17 protein-coding genes are annotated in these 19,931 nt (G+C 65.5%); 12 read left to right on the plus strand and 5 right to left on the minus strand.

What is annotated here, in order from left to right; translation table 11 throughout:
* Positions 1 to 14 precede the first annotated feature (14 nt).
* The 7 genes from gap (at position 15) to P6U27_RS33545 (ending at position 7,396) form a co-directional block, all read left to right on the plus strand.
* Positions 15 to 1,022, plus strand: a complete 1,008-nt coding sequence (gene gap, locus P6U27_RS33515) for a type I glyceraldehyde-3-phosphate dehydrogenase (protein ID WP_122405691.1) — start codon at positions 15 to 17, stop codon at positions 1,020 to 1,022.
* 150 nt (positions 1,023 to 1,172) lie between these two features.
* Positions 1,173 to 2,369, plus strand: coding sequence for a phosphoglycerate kinase (locus P6U27_RS33520; protein WP_122405692.1), 1,197 nt, complete (start codon positions 1,173 to 1,175; stop codon positions 2,367 to 2,369).
* 39 nt (positions 2,370 to 2,408) lie between these two features.
* Positions 2,409 to 3,476 (plus strand): class II fructose-bisphosphate aldolase, encoded by a 1,068-nt coding sequence (gene fba / locus P6U27_RS33525; RefSeq protein ID WP_122405693.1) that lies wholly within the window; start codon positions 2,409 to 2,411, stop codon positions 3,474 to 3,476.
* A gap of 240 nt (positions 3,477 to 3,716) precedes the next feature.
* Entirely contained in the window at positions 3,717 to 4,742 is a 1,026-nt protein-coding gene (locus P6U27_RS33530) for a class I fructose-bisphosphate aldolase (RefSeq protein ID WP_129144413.1), read from the plus strand.
* Positions 4,743 to 4,745: 3 nt separating this feature from the next.
* The gene (locus P6U27_RS33535; RefSeq protein WP_129144414.1) at positions 4,746 to 5,435 is read left to right on the plus strand and encodes a thiamine phosphate synthase; all 690 of its coding nucleotides are present in this window, start codon (positions 4,746 to 4,748) and stop codon (positions 5,433 to 5,435) included.
* 8 nt (positions 5,436 to 5,443) lie between these two features.
* The gene (locus P6U27_RS33540; protein WP_129144415.1) at positions 5,444 to 6,520 is read left to right on the plus strand and encodes a tetratricopeptide repeat protein; all 1,077 of its coding nucleotides are present in this window, start codon (positions 5,444 to 5,446) and stop codon (positions 6,518 to 6,520) included.
* A gap of 84 nt (positions 6,521 to 6,604) precedes the next feature.
* On the plus strand, positions 6,605 to 7,396 hold the full coding sequence (locus P6U27_RS33545) for an inositol monophosphatase family protein (RefSeq protein WP_122405697.1): 792 nt from the start codon (positions 6,605 to 6,607) through the stop codon (positions 7,394 to 7,396).
* 136 nt (positions 7,397 to 7,532) lie between these two features.
* On the opposite strand, the gene P6U27_RS33550 is transcribed toward P6U27_RS33545, so the two are convergent.
* Positions 7,533 to 10,685, minus strand: coding sequence for a multidrug efflux RND transporter permease subunit (locus tag P6U27_RS33550; protein WP_407193403.1), 3,153 nt, complete (start codon positions 10,683 to 10,685; stop codon positions 7,533 to 7,535).
* Positions 10,686 to 10,904: 219 nt separating this feature from the next.
* Complete coding sequence (locus tag P6U27_RS33555) at positions 10,905 to 12,098, minus strand: efflux RND transporter periplasmic adaptor subunit (RefSeq protein WP_122405699.1); 1,194 nt, start codon at positions 12,096 to 12,098, stop codon at positions 10,905 to 10,907.
* Positions 12,099 to 12,438: 340 nt separating this feature from the next.
* Here P6U27_RS33555 and P6U27_RS33560 point away from each other — a divergent pair, with 340 nt between their 5' ends.
* The 3 genes from P6U27_RS33560 (at position 12,439) to P6U27_RS33570 (ending at position 15,083) form a co-directional block, all read left to right on the plus strand.
* The gene (locus P6U27_RS33560) at positions 12,439 to 13,455 is read left to right on the plus strand and encodes a flagellar motor protein MotA (RefSeq protein WP_129144418.1); all 1,017 of its coding nucleotides are present in this window, start codon (positions 12,439 to 12,441) and stop codon (positions 13,453 to 13,455) included.
* Positions 13,456 to 13,605: 150 nt separating this feature from the next.
* Positions 13,606 to 14,634: a peptidoglycan -binding protein gene (locus P6U27_RS33565; RefSeq protein ID WP_122405701.1), complete on the plus strand. Its 1,029-nt coding sequence runs from the start codon at positions 13,606 to 13,608 to the stop codon at positions 14,632 to 14,634.
* Positions 14,634 to 15,083, plus strand: coding sequence for a GNAT family N-acetyltransferase (locus P6U27_RS33570; protein ID WP_129144419.1), 450 nt, complete (start codon positions 14,634 to 14,636; stop codon positions 15,081 to 15,083). The genes P6U27_RS33565 and P6U27_RS33570 overlap by 1 nt, the downstream gene beginning before the upstream one ends.
* A gap of 68 nt (positions 15,084 to 15,151) precedes the next feature.
* On the opposite strand, the gene P6U27_RS33575 is transcribed toward P6U27_RS33570, so the two are convergent.
* Positions 15,152 to 17,002 (minus strand): ABC transporter ATP-binding protein/permease, encoded by a 1,851-nt coding sequence (locus P6U27_RS33575; protein WP_209295083.1) that lies wholly within the window; start codon positions 17,000 to 17,002, stop codon positions 15,152 to 15,154.
* A 197-nt stretch (positions 17,003 to 17,199) separates the two neighbouring features.
* Here P6U27_RS33575 and rpmE point away from each other — a divergent pair, with 197 nt between their 5' ends.
* Positions 17,200 to 17,427, plus strand: coding sequence for a 50S ribosomal protein L31 (rpmE, locus tag P6U27_RS33580; RefSeq protein ID WP_027573780.1), 228 nt, complete (start codon positions 17,200 to 17,202; stop codon positions 17,425 to 17,427).
* A gap of 166 nt (positions 17,428 to 17,593) precedes the next feature.
* On the opposite strand, the gene P6U27_RS33585 is transcribed toward rpmE, so the two are convergent.
* Together P6U27_RS33585 and P6U27_RS33590 are read right to left on the minus strand one after the other, a co-directional pair.
* A complete protein-coding gene (locus P6U27_RS33585) occupies positions 17,594 to 18,103 on the minus strand; it encodes a DUF1465 family protein (protein WP_407193404.1) in 510 nt (169 codons plus the stop codon).
* A gap of 492 nt (positions 18,104 to 18,595) precedes the next feature.
* The gene (locus P6U27_RS33590; protein ID WP_209295081.1) at positions 18,596 to 18,787 is read right to left on the minus strand and encodes a DUF1192 domain-containing protein; all 192 of its coding nucleotides are present in this window, start codon (positions 18,785 to 18,787) and stop codon (positions 18,596 to 18,598) included.
* A gap of 111 nt (positions 18,788 to 18,898) precedes the next feature.
* Here P6U27_RS33590 and P6U27_RS33595 point away from each other — a divergent pair, with 111 nt between their 5' ends.
* On the plus strand, positions 18,899 to 19,897 hold the full coding sequence (locus P6U27_RS33595) for an NAD(P)H-quinone oxidoreductase (RefSeq protein WP_407120727.1): 999 nt from the start codon (positions 18,899 to 18,901) through the stop codon (positions 19,895 to 19,897).
* Positions 19,898 to 19,931: the final 34 nt, after the last annotated feature.

Here is a 19,931-nt window from a genome sequence, read left to right on the forward strand (position 1 = left end):
GAAGGAGACGAAACATGGCAGTCCGCGTCGGAATTAACGGTTTTGGCCGCATCGGCCGCAACGTCCTGCGGGCTATCGCCGAGTCAGGCCGCAAGGACATCGAGGTCGTCGGCATCAACGATCTCGGCCCGGTCGAGACCAACGCCCATCTCCTCCGCTACGACAGCGTCCATGGCCGTTTCCCCGGCACCGTCACCGTCGAGGGCGACTCCATCAGCCTCGGCAGCGGCAAGATCAAGGTGACCGCCGAGCGCGATCCTTCGAAGCTGCCGTGGAAGGATCTCGGCGTCGACATCGCGCTGGAATGCACCGGCATCTTCACCTCGAAGGACAAGGCTTCCGCGCATCTGACCGCCGGCGCCAAGCGTGTGCTGGTCTCCGCGCCCGCCGACGGCGCCGACGCCACCATCGTCTACGGCGTCAATCACGAGACGCTGACCAGGGATCACCTCGTCGTCTCCAACGGAAGCTGCACCACCAACTGCCTCGCGCCGGTCGCCAAGGTGCTGAACGATCTCGTCGGCATCGAGACCGGCTTCATGACCACGATCCACGCTTACACCGGCGACCAGCCGACGCTGGACACGCTGCACAAGGATCTCTACCGCGGCCGCGCCGCGGCGATGTCGATGATCCCGACCTCGACCGGCGCTGCGAAGGCGATCGGCCTCGTGCTGCCGGAACTCAAGGGCAAGCTCGACGGCGTCGCGATCCGCGTGCCGACCCCGAACGTCTCGGTCGTCGACCTCAAGATCGTCGCCAAGCGCGCCACCGACGCCAAGGAAGTCAACGCGGCGATGAAGCGCGCCAGCGAGCAGCAGCTCAAGGGCATCCTCGGCTACACCAACGCGCCGAACGTCTCGATCGACTTCAACCACGACCCGCACTCCTCGACCTTCCACGAGGACCAGACCAAGGTGCAGAACGGCACGCTGGTGCGCGTGATGTCCTGGTACGACAACGAGTGGGGGTTCTCGAACCGCATGGCGGACACCGCCGTCGCGATGAGCAAGGTGATCTGAGGACGCTCCATGTCCCGGACGCGATGCAGCGTGAAACGCTGCTTCACAGATCCGGGACCCATCTCAACCGCGGGACTCGCCGCAACGTGGGTCCCGGTTCTGCACAGCAGCGCTGCGCGCCGCGGTGCGTCCGGGACAAGGGCCTCTCAGATGACCAACAAATTCCGCACCCTCGACGACGTCGACGTGAAGGGCAAGCGCGTCTTGCTGCGCGTCGATCTCAACGTGCCCATGGAGAACGGGCGCGTCACCGATGCCACGCGGCTCGAGCGCGTTGCGCCGACCATCAGCGAAATCTCGGACAAGGGCGGCAAGGTCATCCTGCTCGCGCATTTCGGCCGGCCGAAGGGACGCGATGCCAAGGACTCGCTCAAGCCGGTTGCCGAAGCGCTGTCCAAGGTGGTGAAAAAACCCGTCGCCTTCGCCGACGATTGCATCGGCGAGCCCGCAGCACAGGCGGTGGCCGGCCTGAAGGACGGCGACATCCTGTGTCTCGAAAACACCCGCTTCCACAAGGAAGAGGAAAAGAACGATCCTGCCTTCGTCGCGGAGCTCGCCAAGCTCGGCGACATCTGGGTCAATGACGCCTTCTCGGCCGCACACCGCGCCCACGCCTCGACCGAAGGCCTCGGTCACAAGCTGCCCGCCTATGCAGGCCGCACCATGCAGGCCGAGCTCGATGCGCTGGAGAAGGCGCTGGGGTCGCCGACCAAGCCTGTGATCGCGATCATCGGCGGCGCAAAAGTCTCGACCAAGATCGACCTGCTGGAAAACCTCGTCACCAAGGTCGATGCGCTCGTGATCGGCGGCGGCATGGCCAACACCTTCCTGCACGCGCAGGGCGTTGCGATCGGCAAGTCGCTGGCCGAGAAGGACCTCGCGCCGACCGCGCTGCGTATCCTGGAGAAGGCGAACGCCGCCAACTGCGCCATCATCCTTCCCGTCGACGCCACCGTCGCCTACCATTTCGCCGCCAACGCGCCCGCGCATGCCTATGGGCTCGACGCGATCCCCGCCGACGGCATGATCCTCGACGTCGGCCCACAATCGGTCGCGCGCGTCCACGCCGCGATCGACGATGCGGCGACGCTGGTCTGGAACGGACCGCTCGGGGCCTTCGAGCTGCAGCCGTTCGACCGCGGCACGGTCGCGGCCGCCAAGCACGCCGCCGAGCGCACCAAGGCCAAGAAGCTGATCTCGATCGCGGGCGGCGGCGACACCGTCGCGGCGCTCAACCAGGCCCATGTGGCCGGTGACTTCACCTATGTCTCCACCGCCGGTGGCGCGTTCCTTGAATGGATGGAAGGCAAGCCCCTGCCCGGCGTCGAAGTTCTGCGCACCAAGTAATCAAGCGGCCTTGCAGGCCCCAACGGGAGAAAAAGACAGATGGCTCGGATCACGTTACGTCAACTGCTCGACCATGCGGCGGAGAACGATTACGGCGTACCGGCCTTCAACATCAACAACATGGAGCAGGCGCTGGCGATCATGGACGCGGCCAACCAGGTCGATGCGCCCGTCATCATCCAGGCCTCGCGCGGCGCGCGCTCCTACGCCAACGACGTCATGCTCAAGCACATGATGGACGCGGTGACCGAGATCTATCCGCACATTCCTGTCTGCGTGCATCTCGACCACGGCAACGAGCCCGCGACCTGCATGACCGCGATCCAGGCCGGCTTCACCTCCGTGATGATGGACGGCTCGCTCAAGGCCGACGGCAAGACCCCCGGCGACTGGGGCTACAATGTCGGTGTCACCAAGACCGTGACCGACATGGCCCATCTCGGCGGCATCTCCGTCGAGGGTGAACTCGGCGTGCTCGGCTCGCTCGAGACCGGCATGGGTGACAAGGAAGACGGCCACGGCGCCGAAGGCAAGCTCAGCCACGACCAGCTCCTGACCAACCCGGACGAGGCCGTGAAGTTCGTCAAGGAGACCAAGGTCGACGCGCTCGCGATCGCGATGGGGACGTCCCACGGTGCCTACAAATTTACCCGCAAGCCCGACGGCGACATCCTCGCCATGAACGTGATCGAGGAGATCCACCGCAAGCTGCCGAACACGCATCTCGTCATGCACGGCTCCTCGTCAGTGCCGCAGGAGCTGCAGGACATCATCAACGCCTATGGCGGCAAGATGAAGCCGACCTGGGGCGTACCTGTCAGCGAGATCCAGCGCGGCATCAAGAACGGCGTGCGCAAGATCAACATCGACACCGACAATCGCATGGCGATGACCGGCCAGATCCGGAAAGTGCTCAAGGACAGCCCGGAAGAGTTCGATCCGCGCAAGTACCTGAAGCCGGCGATGGAAGCCATGACCAAGCTGTGCAAGCAGCGCCTGCAGGAGTTCAACACGGCGGGCCAGGCCTCCAAGATCAAGAAGGTGCTGACCACCGCCGAGATGGCCAAGCGCTACGCCAAGGGCGAGCTCGATCCCCGCGTCGCGTAAGCGATCGCGAAGGTGGCGTAAGCCGTTTCAAGCCCATTCCCGGGTTTCCGGGACGCGCGAAGCGTGGGCCCGGAATCCATAACCACAGCCTGGGGTTATGGATTCCGGGCCTGCGCCTTTCGGCGCATCCCGGAATGGCAGAAAGCCCCTTTACCCTGCGACGAACGTTAACTCGGCAATTGCCCGAGAACGGTCTATTTTCGCGGGCAAGGGCAGAATCGTTTTTGGGAGGACCTCTCGATGAATCTGACTGAGCTCAACCGGATCGCGACCGCCATGGTCGCCCCCGGCAAGGGTATCCTTGCCGCCGACGAATCCTCCGGCACCATCAAGAAGCGGTTTGATGCCATCGGCGTGGAATCGACGGAAGAGAACCGCCGCGACTATCGCGAGATGCTGTTTCGCTCCAAGGACGCCATGAGCCAATACATCTCCGGTGTCATCCTCTATGACGAGACGATCTGGCAGGATGCCAAGGACGGCACGCCGCTGATCAAGCTGATCGAGCAGAGCGGGGCCATTCCCGGCATCAAGGTCGACGAGGGCACGCAAGCCCTGCCGATGTGCCCGGGCGAGCTCGTGACCGTCGGGCTCGACAAGCTCGCCGAGCGCCTGAAGAAATACTATGAGCGCGGCGCGCGCTTCGCCAAATGGCGCGCGGTGATCGACATCGGCAGCGGCATCCCCTCGATGACCGCGATCAACGTCAACGCCCACGCGCTGGCGCGCTACGCCGCGCTGTGCCAAACCGCGCAGATCGTGCCGATCGTCGAGCCGGAGGTGCTGATGGACGGCGACCACGACATCGATCGCTGCTATGAGGTGACGCAACGCGTGCTCGACAACACGTTCCAGGAGCTGCGCGTGCAGCGCGTGGCGCTCGAAGGCATGGTGCTGAAGCCGAACATGGCGATCTCAGGCAAGAAATGTCCCAAGCAGGCCTCTGTGGAAGAGGTCGCGGAGAAGACGATACGGCTGCTGAAGGCCTGCGTGCCCGCGGCGGTGCCCGGCATCGCCTTCCTTTCCGGCGGCCAGTCCGACGAGGAGGCAACCGCGCATCTCAACGCGATGCACAAGCTCGGCCCGCTGCCCTGGGGCCTGACCTTCTCCTACGGCCGCGCGCTGCAGGCCGCGCCGCAGAAGGCCTGGTCGGGCAAAGCCGAGAATGTCGCGGCCGGCCAGCGCGCCTTCAGCCATCGCGCCCGGATGAACGGCCTTGCGTCCAAGGGCAAATGGCAAAGCAGCCTGGAACAGAAGGCAGCCTAGATCTTGTCGAACAAACCGCCTCCGCCGCGCCCGGCGCCGCGTCTCTACCTCGCGACGCCTGTGGTCGATGATCCAGCTGCGCTGGTCGCCGAGCTGCCGGCCCTGCTCGCCTCCGCCGATGTCGCCGCCGTGCTGCTGCGGCTGAAGGAGACCGATCAGCGCACCATGATCTCGCGCATCAAGGTGTTGGCGCCGCCGGTGCAGAAGGCAGGCGCAGCGCTCCTCGTCGATGGTCATCCTGAAATCGTCGCGCGCGGCGGCGCCGATGGCGCGCATCTCTCCGGGATCGCCGCCCTGGAGGAGGCGATGCCCTCGCTCAAGCCCGATCGCATCGCGGGCGTCGGAGGACTTGCCACGCGCCACGATTCCATGAGCGCGGGCGAGATCGGCGCCGACTATGTTCTGTTCGGCGAGCCCGACAAAAACGGCCAGCGCCCGTCATCCCAGGCCATTGCCGAACGGCTGGACTGGTGGGCCGAGCTGTTCGAGCCGCCCTGCGTCGGCTTTGCCATTTCGCTGGACGAGGCGCACGATTTCGCCGCCAGCGGCGCCGATTTCGTGCTGGTCGGCGACTTCATCTGGGCCGATCCCCGCGGGCCCAAGGCCGCGCTGATCGACGTCGATGCTGCGATCAAGAAGGCCCATGCGACGGCGCCGGCCGGCCAAGATCCTGCGAGTCAGGAGCACGGCTAGCGCCCGACATGAAGCTCCCATGCATCACCATGCTGGCCACGCTGCTGCTCACAGCGTCCGCGGCCGCACAGCTCCAGATCACGCCGCCGGCCACAACGCCGAGCGCACCCGCCGAAAAACCGAAGCCGAAACCGCACACGATCACCAAGAAGAAGGAGGCCGCGCCCGCGCCGAAGCCTTCGGCCTCTCCCAAGCCGTCGCCCTCACCCCAGCCGGCCGCGACCGTGATCCCGGCGCCGCCCAACGACGACCCCAATGTGGATCTGGTGTTCGGCGCCTATCAGCGCGGCCAGTACAAGACGGCCTTCGAGCTCGCCACCGGCCGCGCACAAGCCGGCGATCCCAAGGCGATGACCATGCTCGGCGAGCTCTATTCCAACGCCATGGGCATCCGGCGCGACTACGCCAAGGCAGCCGAATGGTACAAGCGCGCGGCGGATGCCGGCGACCGCGAGGCGATGTTCGCGCTCGCCATGCTGCGCATTTCGGGTCGCGGCGGTCCGGTCGACAAGAACGAGGCGGTCAAGTTGATGGCCTCTGCCGCCAAGCTCGGCGAGCCCAAGGCGGCCTACAACCTCGCCTTGCTCTATCTGGACGGCCAGACGCTGCCGCAGGACGTCCGGCGCTCAGCGGAGCTGCTGCGCCAGGCCGCCGACGCCGGCCTGCCCGAGGCGCAATACGCACTCGCGACCTTCTACAAGGAAGGCACCGGCGTGCCGAAGGACCCGGAACGCGCGGTGCGGCTGCTCCAGGCTGCCTCGCTCGCCGACAATGTCGATGCCGAGGTCGAATATGCGATCGCGATGTTCAACGGCACCGGCACACCGAAGAACCAGCCGGCTGCCGTCGCGTTGCTCCGCAAGGCCTCCCGGCAAGGCAACGCGATCGCGCAGAACCGGCTGGCATGGGTGCTGATCAACGGCGTGGGCACCCCCATGGACAAGGTCGAGGGCTTCAAATGGCACCTGGTGGCCAAAACGGGCGGCAAGGGCGACCCTGAGCTCGACAAGCAGTTCTCTGAACTGCCGGCTGAGGACCGCGCCAAGGCCGAGGCTGCCGCCAGGAAATGGCTCGGGACCAAATGACTTGACGTTGGCGTCCTCGCAGGGCACCCCATCCCTCAAACAGGTGCGGTTCTGCGCCATTTCCCCGATCTAGACCGAAAGCTCATGCTGTATTCCGCCACTATCAACGTCATGGTCAAGGCGGCGCGCCGCGCCGGCCGCAGCCTCAAGCGCGATCTCGGCGAGATCGAGCATCTCCAGGTCTCGCTGAAGGGGCCAGCGAATTTCGTCTCGCTTGCCGACAAGCGCGCCGAGGAGATCCTCTATCAGGATCTCGCCAAGGCCCGGCCCGGCTACGGCTTCATCGGCGAAGAGGGCGGCACGCGCGAGGGCACTGACAAGAGCCACACCTGGATCGTCGATCCGCTCGACGGCACCACCAACTTCCTGCACGGCATCCCGCAATTTGCGATCTCGATCGGCCTCGCGCGCGAGGGCACCGTGATCGCCGGCGTGATCTACAACCCCGCCAATGACGAGCTCTACATCGCCGAGCGCGGCAAGGGCGCCTTCCTCAACGACCAGCGCTTGCGCGTCGCCGGCCGCCGCCAGCTGAATGAATGCGTGGTGGCCTGCGGCCTGCCCCATATCGGCCGCGGCGACCATGAGGAATTCCGCCGCGAGATGACCGCGATCCAGAACCGCGTCGCGGGACTCCGCCGCTTCGGCGCGGCCGCCCTCGACCTCGCCTTCGTCGCGGCGGGGCGCCTCGACGGCTATTGGGAGCGGAATTTGTCGCCCTGGGACATCGCGGCCGGGCAGATCATGGTCAAGGAAGCCGGTGGCACGGTGAGCGACATCGACACGCCGGGCGATGCGCTGGCGACGGGTCACGTCGTGTGCGGCAATGAGTTCGTGCACGGGGAGTTGGTGAAGATTTTGCGGAAGCCGGCGTAAGGCAGAAGCTCGCTCACCCACTTCGCTGTCATCACCCGCGAAAGCGGGTGATCCAGTATTCCAGAGACCTCAGTTTGATACGGGACAGGCCGCGGCGTACTGGATGCCCCGCCTGCGCGGGGCATGACAATGTGCCTTACGGCTTCACCGGCGCCGGCGGTCCATACGCCTCGCCTTCCTTCGCCGCCTGCGGCTCCCGATCTCCGCCCAGCACGCGCTGCACCGAGACGAAGAACACCGGCACCATCAGCAGTGCCAGGATCACCACCGCGATCATGCCGCCCATCACGACGCTGCCGAGCGCCTGCTGGCTGGCGCCACCGGCGCCGTGGGCGATGGCCATCGGCAGCACGCCGCAGATGAAGGCGAGGCCGGTCATCAGGATCGGGCGGAAGCGCAGGCGGCAGGCTTCGATGGTGGCTTCGACCAGCGGCTTGCCCTCTTTCCGCAGATCCTTGGCGAACTCGATGATCAGGATCGCGTCCTTGGCCGCAAGGCCGATGATCGTGATCAGGCCGACGGTGAAGTAGACGTCGTTGGGCAGGCTCCGCAGCGTCGCTGCGGCGACCGCGCCGACGATACCCAGCGGCACGGTGAGCAGCACCGCCAGCGGAATGGTCCAGCTCTCGTACAGCGCGGCGAGGCACAGGAACACCACAAACACGGAGAGCGCGAGCAGGAACGGCGCCTGCGAGCCGGAGAGCTTCTCCTGGAGCGACTGTCCGGTCCATTCATAGCCGAAGCCACGCGGCAATCTGTCGGCGAGCCGCTCCATCTCGGCGATCGCATCGCCCGAGGTGAAGCCGGGTCTGGCTTCGCCTGAGATGCGCACCGCCGGATAGTAGTTGAAGCCGGCGATCTGCGTCGGCCCGCGTGCCCATTCCACCGTGGCAAAGGACGAGAACGGCACCAGCTGGCCGCGGCTGTTCTTGACGTTGTAGTTGAGGATGTCCTCGGTCCGCATGCGGTCGCGGGCGTCGGCCTGCACCACGACGCGCTGCATGCGGCCGCGGTTCGGGAAATCGTTGATGTAGTTCGAGCCGAGATTGGTCGAGATCGTGTTGTTGATGTCCTCGAAGGTGACGCCGAAGGCGCCGGCCTTCTCGCGATCGATCATGAGATTGACCACGCCGGCCTCGGGCAGGCCTTCGATATAGACCTTCTGCAGCACCGGGCTCGCATTGGCCTCCGCGATCAGCTGGTCGGCGGCGCGCATCAATTGCTGATAGCCCTTCTGGCCGCGGTCCTGGAGACGGAACGAGAAGCCGGAGGAGTTGCCGAGATTGTCGATCGGCGGCGGCTGCAGCGCGGAGATCTTGGCATCGCGGATCGAGGACAGGTCGCGGTTGATGTCGTTGACGATCGCCGAGGCGGAATCCTTCGACCCGCGCTCCGACCAATCCTTTAGCGTGATGAACGCCTGCGCGGTGTTCATGCCCTGGCCGGAGAAACTGAAGCCGGTGAGGAAGGTGACATCCTTCACGCCCGGCCGTGCGGCGAGATATTTCTCGACCTTCTCGATCACCGCCTCGGTGCGGGCATAGGACGAATCCGACGGCGTCTGCACGTCGGTGGTGACGAAGCCCTGGTCGTCGACGGGCAGGAAGCCGCCGGGCAGATTGACGAAGGCCCAGGATAGGCCGACCAGCAGCGCGGCATAGACCAGCATCAAACGGCCGGTGCGCTTCAGCGAGAAGCCGACAGTGCGCGAATAGCGCTCCTTGCCGCCTTCGAGCATGCGGTTGAACCAGCCGAACACGCCCCGCCTCGCATGACCGTGCCCGGCCGCAACGGGCTTGAGCAGGGTGGCGCACAGCGCCGGCGTCAGCGACAGCGCCAGGAAGGCGGAGAAGCCGATCGCCGCGACCATGGTGACCGAGAACTGGCGGTAGATGATGCCGACCGAGCCCGGGAAGAACGCCATCGGCACGAACACCGCCATCAGCACCAAGGTGATGCCGATGATGGCGCCGGTGATCTGCGACATCGCTTTCCGCGTCGCTTCCTTCGGCGAGAGACCTTCCTCGGCCATGATGCGCTCGACGTTCTCGACCACGACGATGGCGTCGTCGACGAGGATGCCGACCGCAAGCACCATGCCGAACATCGAGAGCATGTTGATGGAGTAGCCGGCGAGGAGCAGCGTGGAACAAGCCCCTAACAGCGCTACCGGCACCACGATGGTCGGAATGATGGTGTAGCGGATATTCTGCAGGAACAGGAACATCACCACGAACACCAGCACCACGGCCTCGACCAGCGTCGACAGCACCTTCTTGATCGAGGCCTCGACCACGGGCGTGATGCTGTAGGGGATCTCGTAGGTGATGTTGGCCGGGAAGAAGCGCGACAGCTCCTTCATCTTGGCTTCGACCGCGCTCGCGGTCGCCAGCGCGTTGCCGGTCGGCGACATCAGCACGGAGAGACCGGCGGTCGGCTTGCCGTTGAGGCGGGTGTTGAACTGGTAGCTGAGGCCGCCGACCTCGATGCGTGCAACGTCGCGCAGGCGTACGGTCGAACCGTCGGCATTGGCGCGCAGGATGATGGCGCCGAACTCCTCCGGGGAGGAGAGCTGACCCTTGACCAGCACCAGTGCGGAGGTGCGCTGGCTCGACGTCGACGGCTCGGCACCAAGGCTGCCCGAGGCGACCTGCGCGTTCTGCGCGGCGATCGCCTTGTTGACGTCGTCGGCTGTCAGCCCATAGCCGACGAGCTTGGCCGGATCGACCCAGACGCGAAGCGAGCGCTCGGTCGAATACAGCGTGGCGCGCCCGACGCCGGGAATGCGGCGGATCTCGCCGAGCACGTTGCGGATCATGAAGTCGCCGAGGCCGACCTCATCCAAGCTGCCGTCGGTCGAGTTCAGCGTGATGATCTGAAGCACCGCGCTGGAGGCTTCCTCGATCAGGATGCCCTGCTGCATCACTGCGCGCGGCAGGCGCGCCTCGACGCGCTTGATGCGGTTTTGCACCTCCACCGAGGCGGCGCTGGTATCGGTACCCGGCTGGAAGTTCGCGATGATCTCGACCTGGCCGAGCGAGTCGCTGGTCGATTCGAAGTTGAGGATGTTGGCGGCGCCGTTGAGCTCTTCCTCGATCAGCCGCGTGACGCTGTTGTAGAGGTTTTCGGGCGAGGCGCCGGGATAGCTGGTCGAGACCGAGATCGAGGGCGGCGCGATGATCGGATATTGCGCGATCGGCAGCAGCGGCACCGCGATCGCACCGATCAAGCAGATGAACAGCGCGACCACCCAGGCGAAGATCGGCCTGTCGATGAAGAAGCTCGGCATTTGCCGCTTTACCCTCGTTGTTTCGTTCGGGCTTGATGAAGTTAGGTTCGGCCGGTTGTCCGAGGTCGGCTTGCACCTCGCGATGCGAAGCATCGTCCAGAGCAATCCGGGTGAGGGGCCGCAACGCTCCGTGAAACTGAAACCCCTCACCCGGATCGCATCTTTCGATACGATCCGACCTCTCCCTACGGGAGAGGTGTTCTGAGTGGCGCTGGCGCGTTACCGCGTGAGCTTAAGGGCGTGCCTGTTGTCCGCGGTTGCCTCCGCTTCCGACCAGGATTGCGGCTTGACCCTGTCGCCGGCCGCGAACTTCTGGAAGCCCTCGACCACGACCTTGTCGCCGGCCTTCAGGCCTTCGGTGATGAACCAGAGTCCGTCCTGCACCGACCCGGTTCGCACCGGCTGCACCGCGATATGGTTGTCGTCCTTGACCACGAACACCTCGCTGCCGCCGCCGCCATTGCGCTGGATCGCCTGCTGCGGCACCGCGATCGCGTCGGAATCGAGGCCCTGGTCGATACGGACCCGGACATACATGCCCGGCAGCAGTTCGCGCTTGGGATTGGGGAACTCGCCGCGCAACGTCACCTGCCCGGTATGGGCATCGACCTTGGCGTCGGAGAACAGCAGCTTGCCGTCGAGCGAGTATATGGTGTTGTCGTCGAGCACCAGGCGCACCTTGGCGGCATCCGCCGCAATGCGCTCGAGGTCGCCGGTCTCGAAGGCACGGCGGAGCTGGTTGAGCTCGGTCACCGACTGGGTGAAGTCGGCATAGATCGGATCGAGCTGCTGGATGGTGGCGAGATTGGTTTCGTTCTGCACGACGAGCGCGCCCTCGCTGACCAGCGCCGCACCCACCACGCCGTCGATCGGCGCGCGCACGGTCGCGTAGTCGAGATTGAGCTTTGCGCGCGCAAGCTCGGCCTTGCGTCCCTCGACCTCGGCCTGAGCCTGGCGTTCGGCGGCGATGGCCTTCTCGTTCTCGGCCTCCGGCGCGGCGCGATCCTTGGTGAGCGCAGCAATGCGGCGTGCCTGCTGGTGCGCCTGCATCGCGGCGGCTTCGGCCTTGGCAAGCGCGGCCTCGCTCGCCATCACCTCGACCTCGAACGGACGCGGATCGATGCGGTAGAGCGGATCACCCGCCTTCACCTCGCTGCCCTGGCGGAACAGACGCTCGACCACGATGCCGGACACGCGCGGCCGCACGTCGGAGACCCGCGTCGGTGCGATGCGGCCCGGCAGCTCACGCACCACGGCGCGCGGCTGCGGCTTGACGACGACGATGCTGACGTCAGGGTCGGGCGGCTGGGCGGCGGACACGGCGGAGCTGGATTCCTCGCAAGCGCCCAGCAGCGGCGCAAGGGCCGCGAGCATCATTGCAACGCATGCCGATCGCGCACGAAGTCCTGACATGAAGTGGGGTGCCCCGGTGTTGTTGAAACTGATCACGCTCCGCGCGGGCCCGTTCTGGGTCGCGGCGCGCGGCCGATGCCGTCAAAATAGAATGGCGGTGCTGCGACGCAACGCATGCCGCGGGCGGCTCATTGTCACACGGCATATCCCGTTGAGTTCAGATGGCTTTTGCAGACTCACCCGATTGTGAGTCGAGTTCCATCGCGGCGTGCTGCGACGGAACAGCGCAATCAGGCGGCGGACAAGCTGTCCCCGAAATCGGCGCATCCGGCGCTTTTTTTGGGCTGGCGCTGTGCCATAGTGCGCCCCGCAATCAAGCTTCGTAACGGATGATACAGGCATGCGGTCTGGCACTTCCCGCTCCACCATGGATATCGAGTACACCAAACTGTCCTCGCCGAGCGTCTTCCTGGTGCGGATGCTGGTCTTCCTGGTGCTGTGCACGCTGGTGGGCGTGGTGCTCTACAAGCAGATCATCCAGGCCTTCTTTGCCAATCCCGGGCTCAATGCCCTGATCGGGGCGGTGCTGTTCATCGGCATCGTGCTGGCCTTCCGCCAGGTGATCCGGCTCTACCCCGAAGTCTCCTGGGTCAATAATTTCCGTATCGCCGATCCTGGCCTTGCCCCGGCCCGCCACCCCAAGCTGCTGGCGCCGATGGCGGCGATCCTGGGCGGCGAGCGCTTTGGGCGGATGACCATCACCCAGACCACGATGCGGCACCTGCTCGATTCGATCGCGACCCGGCTGGACGAAGCCCGCGATATCTCGCGCTACATGACCGGCCTCTTGGTCTTCCTCGGCCTGCTCGGCACTTTCTGGGGCCTGATCGAGACGGTCGGCTCGGTGGGCAAGGTGATCGACGGGCTCAAGGTCGGCGGCGATGCCGCCTCCCTGTTCGACACCCTCAAGGAGGGCCTCGCCGCCCCGCTCGGCGGCATGGGCATCTCGTTCTCCAGCTCGCTGTTCGGCCTTGCCGGCTCGCTGATCCTCGGCTTCCTCGATCTGCAATCGAGCCAGGCGCAGAACCGCTTCTACACCGACCTGGAAGACTGGCTCGCCACCACCGTGCGCGAGTATGGCAAGGACGAAGTGGCGGCCGCGGCCGGCGGCGGTGGCGTGGCCAGCGGCGAACTCCAGGCCGCCGTCGAGCGGCTGCGCTCCGTGCTCGAGGAAGGCAGCGCCAACCGCGGCACCACGGCGGCGATGGCGAGCCTTGCCGAAGCGATCCAGGCGCTGGTCTCGCACATGCGCACCGAGCAACAGATGATCCGCGAATGGGCCGACGGCCAGGGCGAGCAGAACCGCGAGATCCGACGCCTCTTGGAGCGCATCGCGCGGCAGCCGGAGAAGAGTTAGCAGCAATGGAGAGCGCGTGCCCCGGACGCAGCGCAGCACGCAGTGATACGCTGCCGAGCCGGGGCCCTCAACCAGCGCTGGATCCCGGCTCAGCGGCGCACCGGCAAGGCGCTGCACCGCGTCCGGGACACGAGAGAAACGGAGACGGAAATGGCTCTAGCGCGCGGCCGCCGCAGCGAAGGCGCATTCAACTACTGGCCCGGCTTCGTCGACGCACTGTCGACGCTGGTGCTGTCGATCGTGTTCCTGCTGTCGGTGTTCCTGGTGGTGCAGTTCTTCCTCTCGCAGGAGGTCACCGGCAAGGACAAGGCGCTGGAGCAGCTCAACGCCAAGATCGCCCAGCTCAACGAGCTGTTGTCGCTGGAGAAGCTCGGCAAGCTCTCGCTCGACGACCAGGTGTCGCAACTGAAAGCGGGCCTCGCCTCGGCCGAGTCCGAGCGCGACCGCATCAAGGGTCTCTATGAGGGCTTAGCCGCCGCCGGCAGCGACGCGCAGGGCAAGACCGCCGAGCTCGGCAAGGCGCTGGAGTCGGAGAAGGCTGTCTCGGCGCGAGCGCTGGCGCAGATCGAGGTGCTGAACCAGCAGATCAGCGCGCTGCGCCGGCAATTGGCGGCGCTGGAAGAGGCGTTGGATGCCAGCGAGAAGCGCGACAAGGAATCGCAAAGCCGCATTGCCGATCTGGGCTCCCGCTTGAACGTTGCATTGGCGCAGCGCGTGCAGGAATTGTCGCGCTATCGCTCGGAATTCTTCGGCCGGCTGCGCGCCATCCTCGGCAACCGCCCCGATATCCGCATCGTCGGCGACCGCTTCGTGTTCCAGTCCGAAGTGTTCTTCGACACCGGCCAGGCGACGCTGCTGCCCGAGGGGCGCGCCGAGCTCGACACCCTGGCCACCGCGCTGATCGACCTCGACAAGAAGATCCCGAGCGAGATTCCCTGGGTGCTGCGCGTCGACGGCCATACCGATGTGCGTCCGGTCAACGGTCCGAACTTCAAGTCGAACTGGGACCTGTCCGCGGCCCGCTCCATCTCGGTGGTGCAATATCTGATCTCGCTCGGCGTGCCGGCCCAGCGCCTCGTCGCCGCCGGCTTCGGCGAATTCCAGCCGCTCGATACCGGCAACACCGAGGAGGCCTATAAGCGCAACCGCCGCATCGAGCTGAAGCTGACGGAGCGGTAGTGAGCGCGTTCCACCTCCGCCCCTACCGCACTGAGGACGAAGCCGCTGCGATCGATCTCTGGCATCGCACCTGGCAGCAGGCTTATCCGCAGATCGACTTCGCCGCGCGGCTGGACTGGTGGCGCGAGCGCTGGCGCAAGGATCTGGTGCCGAAGGCCCAGGTCGTGGTGGCGGAACAGGACGGCGCGCCGATCGGTTTCGTCACCATCGACGGCGAAGGCTATCTCGATCAGCTCGTGGTCGATCCCGTCCATTGGGGTTCGGACGCAGCAAGGCTGCTGGTGGATGAGGCCAAGCGGCTGTCGCCGTCGGCCGTCACGCTGCTCGTCAACAAGGACAATGCCCGCGCCATACGCTTCTACGAGCGCAACGGCTTTGCCCATGCCGGCGACGACGTGAACCCGACCTCGGGCCGGCCGGTGCTGAAGATGGTATGGAAGCCCTGCTAGGGGTTTGCTGCCGCCACCCTCCCCCGCCTTCGCGGGAGATGACAGCTGTCGTGGTGAAACGGTCAGGCTCACGCCCCCTCGAACTGCAACCGCGCCAGCCGCGCATAGAGCCCGTTGGCCGCCACGAGCTCGGCATGCGTGCCCTGCTCGACGATCCGGCCCTGGTCCATCACCAGGATGCGGTCGCAGGAGAGCACGGTGGCGAGGCGATGCGCGATCACCAGCGTGGTGCGGTGGCGCATCAATTCTTCCAACGCGGTCTGCACCAGCGTCTCGCTTTCGGCATCGAGCGCGGAGGTGGCTTCATCCAGCAGCAAGAGCGGCGCATCGCGCAGGATGGCGCGGGCGATCGCGATGCGCTGGCGCTGGCCGCCTGACAACGTCACGCCGCGCTCGCCGAGCGCCGTCTCGAAACCTTCGGGCAGGCGGCGGATGAACTCGGCGGCGTGGGCGAGCTCGGCGGCGCGCTCGACCTCGGCATCGGTCGCATCGGGCCGGCCGAACCGGATGTTCTCGCGGGCGCTGGCCGCGAACACCACCGATTCCTGCGGCACCAGCGCGATGCGGGCGCGGAAATCACGGGGGGCGGCGGATTTGACCGGGACGCCGTCGAGCGCGATCGTCCCGCTGCGGGGATCGTAGAAGCGCAGCAGCAGATGAAAGATCGTGCTCTTGCCGGCGCCGGAAGGACCGACGATCGCGACCTTCTCGCCGGGCCGCACGGTGAACGACACCGCGTCCAGCACCTTGACGTCGGACCGCGCCGGATAGGCGAAGCTGACCCGATCGAAGCCGACCTCGCCGCGCGCCGGCAGCGGCAGCGCAAGCGGCGCCGCGGGCGCGGTGATCTCGGGCTTTACATGCAAAATCTCGAACAGGCGCTCGGCCGCGCCCGAAGCCGCCGAGACCTCGCCCCAGACCTCGCTGAGCTGGCCGAGGCCCGCTGCCGCGAACACGGCGTAAAGCACGAACTGACCGAGCCGGCCCGGCGTGATGGCGCCGGTAAGCACGTCATGCGAGCCGATCCAGAGGATCGCGACCACGCTTGCGAACACGATGAAGATGATGATGGCCGTGAGCACGGCGCGGGCCTGGGTCGAGGTTCGCGCGGCTTCATAGGCCTGCTCGACCTCGCCGCCGAAACGCGTCTCGGCAAACCGCTCGCTGGTATAGGCCTGCACGGTACGGATCGCACCGACCAGCTCGCCCGCATAGGCGGAGGCCTCGGCGAGCGTGTCCTGCGCATTGCGCGACAAGCGCCGCACCCAGCGGCCGAATGCGACCAGCGGCAGCACGATCAAAGGTATCGCCAGCAGCACGAAGCCCGACAGCTTCGGGCTGGTGATCACCATCATCACGGCGGCACCGAGGAACATCATCAGGTTGCGCAGCGCGATCGACACGGAGGCGCCGACGGCGGACTTGATCTGCGTGGTGTCGGCGGTGAGGCGCGAGATCAGCTCGCCGCTGCGCGCCGAATCGAAGAAGGCGGGTGAGAGCGACAGCAGATGGGCGAAGACGTCGCGGCGCAAATCGGCGACGATGCGCTCGCCGATCGTCATCACGAGGTAGTAGCGGGCGGCGCTCGCGAACGCGAGCACGCCGACGACCGCGAGCATGACCGAGAAGTAGCTGTTGATCAGCTCGATGCCCTCGGGCGTCAGGCCGAAATCGATCATCCTGCGCACCGCGACCGGCACCAGCAGCGTCGTCAGTGCTGCGATCGTGAGCGCAACGAAGGCCAGCGCCGCCCGGCCGCGATAGCGGCTCACATAAGGCGCGAGCGCAAGCAGCGGCCGTAGCTTCGCGCGTCCCTTGGCGGGCTGTTCGATCAGCTCGGCCTCGATCGAGGGGATGTCCGCGGAGTTCATTGCAGGCCGTTCGACTTCGTGGTCATCAAGCCGTTCCACTGCGCTCATGATATCCGACCTATTGCATTGCTTTGCTCCCAATAGGCCGGTGTGGTGGTAGTGGCAAATCCGGGAAGTCCCTTAGGGGCAAACCCGGTCCAGCCGCCCGGGATGGCTTGTTTTGCTGGGTTTCGTGAGGTATAGAGCCGCCCAAATCCGTCATTCGCTAGCCACCAGAACAGGCGCCGGGCGCCGAGGAATTTGCCATGAAAGCCGAAATTCATCCGAATTATCATACGATTAAGGTCGTGATGACCGACGGAACCGAGTACCTGACCCGCTCGACCTGGGGCAAGGAAGGCGACACGCTGAACCTCGACATCGACCCGAAGTCGCACCCGGCCTGGACCGGCGGCTCCGCGCAGATCATGGATCGCGGCGGCCGCGTCTCGCGCTTCCAGAAGAAGTTTTCGGGCTTCCTCAAAAAGGATTGATCCGGCCGCAAGGCTGAGACGAAAAACGCCCCTGGGAGACCAGGGGCGTTTTTGTTTTGGGGCTACCGTCATTGCGAGGAACGCTTGCGACGAAGCAAATCCAGACTGCCCCTGCAGCGGGATTTCTGGATTGCTTCGCTTCGCTCGCAATGACGGCAGATGGGCCTTACCGCTCGAACGCGGCCTTCAGCGCGTTGAGGTGCGGCACCAGCGGGTTGCCGATCGCGGAGTGTTCCGCCGGCGGGGTGTGGATGGTGGTGTCGAGGCGGCGCACACGGGACTGCAGGCTCATCGAGCGATGGATCAGGTCCAGGAGCTGTGCGGGCAGCTTCTCGATGGTGTCGGCGGGGCCGGGATCGGCAGCGGTGAGCTTGACCTTGGTCTTCTCGCGGTTGGCCTGCACCAGCGTCATCTCGCCTTCCTTCACCGCGCGGTGCAGCAGCAGCCAGGAAGCGAGCTGCATCAGGCGCGTGGTGAGACGCATGCTCTCGGTCGCATAGGTGAGGCTGACGGCGCGGTCGAGCGCCTTGGCCTCGATGCGGCCTGCGCCGTCGAGATAGGCGGCGGTTTCCTCGACGAGATCCATGCCTTCACGGAACAGGTTGCCGAACGCCGCAGAATTGGTGAACCTCTCGCTGAGTTGAACGAGAGCGCCCTCGGCCTGCAAACGTTCCATGGTTAACGCCTCTTACGCAACTGTTTGACTGTCCGGCTTGGGCGCCGGCTTATGATGAACAAATCATTGCGCGGGCGGAGCGCGGAGTCCAGTGACAAGCGCGGATATGGTTTCCGCGGGTCATCCTTTGGAATTCAACCGGGAATAGACGCAAAACAAAAAAGAGCCGCCGGAGACCGGCGGCTTTGAAAGTTGATAACAGGGAGGCGTCAAACAGAGTGGACAGGAGCCACTCGGTGTCCAAACAAGGACAGTTCCGGTCATAAACCCGAAAGCTTAATCTGAAGTAAACGAGCTAATTTTTTGAGAGTTCGTTAGCCATGTCGGCCAGTGGCCGAGCCGCCGACGTGCCCCGGACGCAGTGCAGCACGAAGTGCTGCGCTGCTGAGCCTGGGCCCAGTCCTTTGGCTGAGATGTTTGGCGAGGCATGGGTCCCGGCTCTGCGGAGCAGCGCGATGCGCTGCACCGTGTCCGGGACACGAGAGGAGAGTCCTACGACTTGAAGAAACTGTTCGCCGCATCGCGCGAGGCGCGTTTCTTGGTGGCAGCTTCTTCCAATCTTGCGATCTCGGTCTTGAGCAGCGCGACGCGCTCCGTCAGTTCCTCGGCCGACAAGAGTGAGAGATCCTGGCCGATTTCGTGGGGGACCTTCTTGCGCGGACGGTCGTCGTCTTCGATCGGCATGTCGTTCCTCCTGCATTCGCGCTGGACCATGGCCGAGATGGTTGCCAGCTTGGATGGCGCTGGCTAAGCAAGGGCCTCGTTTCCTCCTGCACCTTTGCTCAAGGACACATCATGGACAAGCTGCCCGCGCAAATGACCGTGGTCGCCATCTCCAAGCCCGGCGGACCGGAGGTGCTGGTGCCCGAACAACGCGCCGTGCCGCAGCCGGGTCCTGACGAGATCCTGGTCAAGGTCGAAGCGGCCGGCGTCAACCGGCCCGACGTCGCGCAGCGCTCCGGCGCCTATCCGCCGCCGCCCGGCGCCAGCGACCTGCCCGGCCTCGAGATCGCGGGTGAAGTCGTCGCGGTCGGCAGCAACGCCAAGCGGCACAAGATCGGCGACAAGGTGATGTCGCTGGTCGCCGGCGGCGGCTATGCGCAGTATTGCATCGCGCAGGACGCCCAGGCCATGAGCGTGCCGCCGGCACTGTCGATGAAGGAAGCCGGCGCGCTGCCGGAAACCCTGATGACGGTCTGGCACAACGTGTTCGAGCGTGGCGGCCTCAAGGCCGGCGAGACCCTGCTGATCCATGGCGGCTCCTCCGGCATCGGCACCATGGCGATCCAGCTTGCGAAAGCATTCGGCGCGAAGGTGTTCGTCACTGTGGGATCGCAGGACAAGATCGACGCCTGCCTCAAGCTGGGGGCCGACCGCGCCATCAACTACAAGACCGAAGATTTCGTCGCCGTGGTCAAGGCGGAGACCAACAACGTCGGCGTCAACCTGATCCTCGACATGGTCGCCGGCGACTATGTCGATCGCAACTATGATGCCGCCGCGGTCGACGGCCGCATCGTCCAGATCGCGACCCTGAACGGCCCCAAGGTCAGCGTCAATATCGCCAAGCTCATGGTCAAGCGCCTGACTCATACCGGCTCGACGCTGCGCCCCCGTAGTAATGCGGACAAGGCGGCAATGGTGGCCGCGATCGAGCAGAAAGTGATGCCGCTTTTGCGCGAAGGCCGCATCAAGCCGGTGATGGACAGCAGTTTCCCGCTGGAAAAGGCGGCGGACGCCCACCGGCGCATGGAGACGAGCGCACATATTGGCAAAATTGTGTTGGAGGCCTAGGCCGCCGGCCCACCAAAGCAGGCCGGAAACCCTT

Origin of the sequence: Bradyrhizobium sp. STM 3566, assembly GCF_045571445.1 — a bacterium.
In the GTDB taxonomy this organism is placed as follows: domain Bacteria; phylum Pseudomonadota; class Alphaproteobacteria; order Rhizobiales; family Xanthobacteraceae; genus Bradyrhizobium; species Bradyrhizobium vignae.

Excerpts from the sequence above, each read along its gene's own strand:
- gap (WP_122405691.1), top strand. The coding sequence starts at position 15 with ATGGCAGTCCGCGTCGGAATTAACGGTTTTGGCCGCATCGGCCGCAAC.
- P6U27_RS33520 (WP_122405692.1), top strand. The coding sequence starts at position 1,173 with ATGACCAACAAATTCCGCACCCTCGACGACGTCGACGTGAAGGGCAAG.
- fba (WP_122405693.1), top strand. The coding sequence starts at position 2,409 with ATGGCTCGGATCACGTTACGTCAACTGCTCGACCATGCGGCGGAGAAC.
- P6U27_RS33530 (WP_129144413.1), top strand. The coding sequence starts at position 3,717 with ATGAATCTGACTGAGCTCAACCGGATCGCGACCGCCATGGTCGCCCCC.
- P6U27_RS33540 (WP_129144415.1), top strand. The coding sequence starts at position 5,444 with ATGAAGCTCCCATGCATCACCATGCTGGCCACGCTGCTGCTCACAGCG.
- P6U27_RS33545 (WP_122405697.1), top strand. The coding sequence starts at position 6,605 with ATGCTGTATTCCGCCACTATCAACGTCATGGTCAAGGCGGCGCGCCGC.
- P6U27_RS33550 (WP_407193403.1), bottom strand. The coding sequence starts at position 10,685 with ATGCCGAGCTTCTTCATCGACAGGCCGATCTTCGCCTGGGTGGTCGCG.
- P6U27_RS33555 (WP_122405699.1), bottom strand. The coding sequence starts at position 12,098 with ATGTCAGGACTTCGTGCGCGATCGGCATGCGTTGCAATGATGCTCGCG.
- P6U27_RS33560 (WP_129144418.1), top strand. The coding sequence starts at position 12,439 with ATGCGGTCTGGCACTTCCCGCTCCACCATGGATATCGAGTACACCAAA.
- P6U27_RS33565 (WP_122405701.1), top strand. The coding sequence starts at position 13,606 with ATGGCTCTAGCGCGCGGCCGCCGCAGCGAAGGCGCATTCAACTACTGG.
- P6U27_RS33575 (WP_209295083.1), bottom strand. The coding sequence starts at position 17,002 with ATGAGCGCAGTGGAACGGCTTGATGACCACGAAGTCGAACGGCCTGCA.
- rpmE (WP_027573780.1), top strand. The coding sequence starts at position 17,200 with ATGAAAGCCGAAATTCATCCGAATTATCATACGATTAAGGTCGTGATG.
- P6U27_RS33585 (WP_407193404.1), bottom strand. The coding sequence starts at position 18,103 with ATGGAACGTTTGCAGGCCGAGGGCGCTCTCGTTCAACTCAGCGAGAGG.
- P6U27_RS33590 (WP_209295081.1), bottom strand. The coding sequence starts at position 18,787 with ATGCCGATCGAAGACGACGACCGTCCGCGCAAGAAGGTCCCCCACGAA.
- P6U27_RS33595 (WP_407120727.1), top strand. The coding sequence starts at position 18,899 with ATGGACAAGCTGCCCGCGCAAATGACCGTGGTCGCCATCTCCAAGCCC.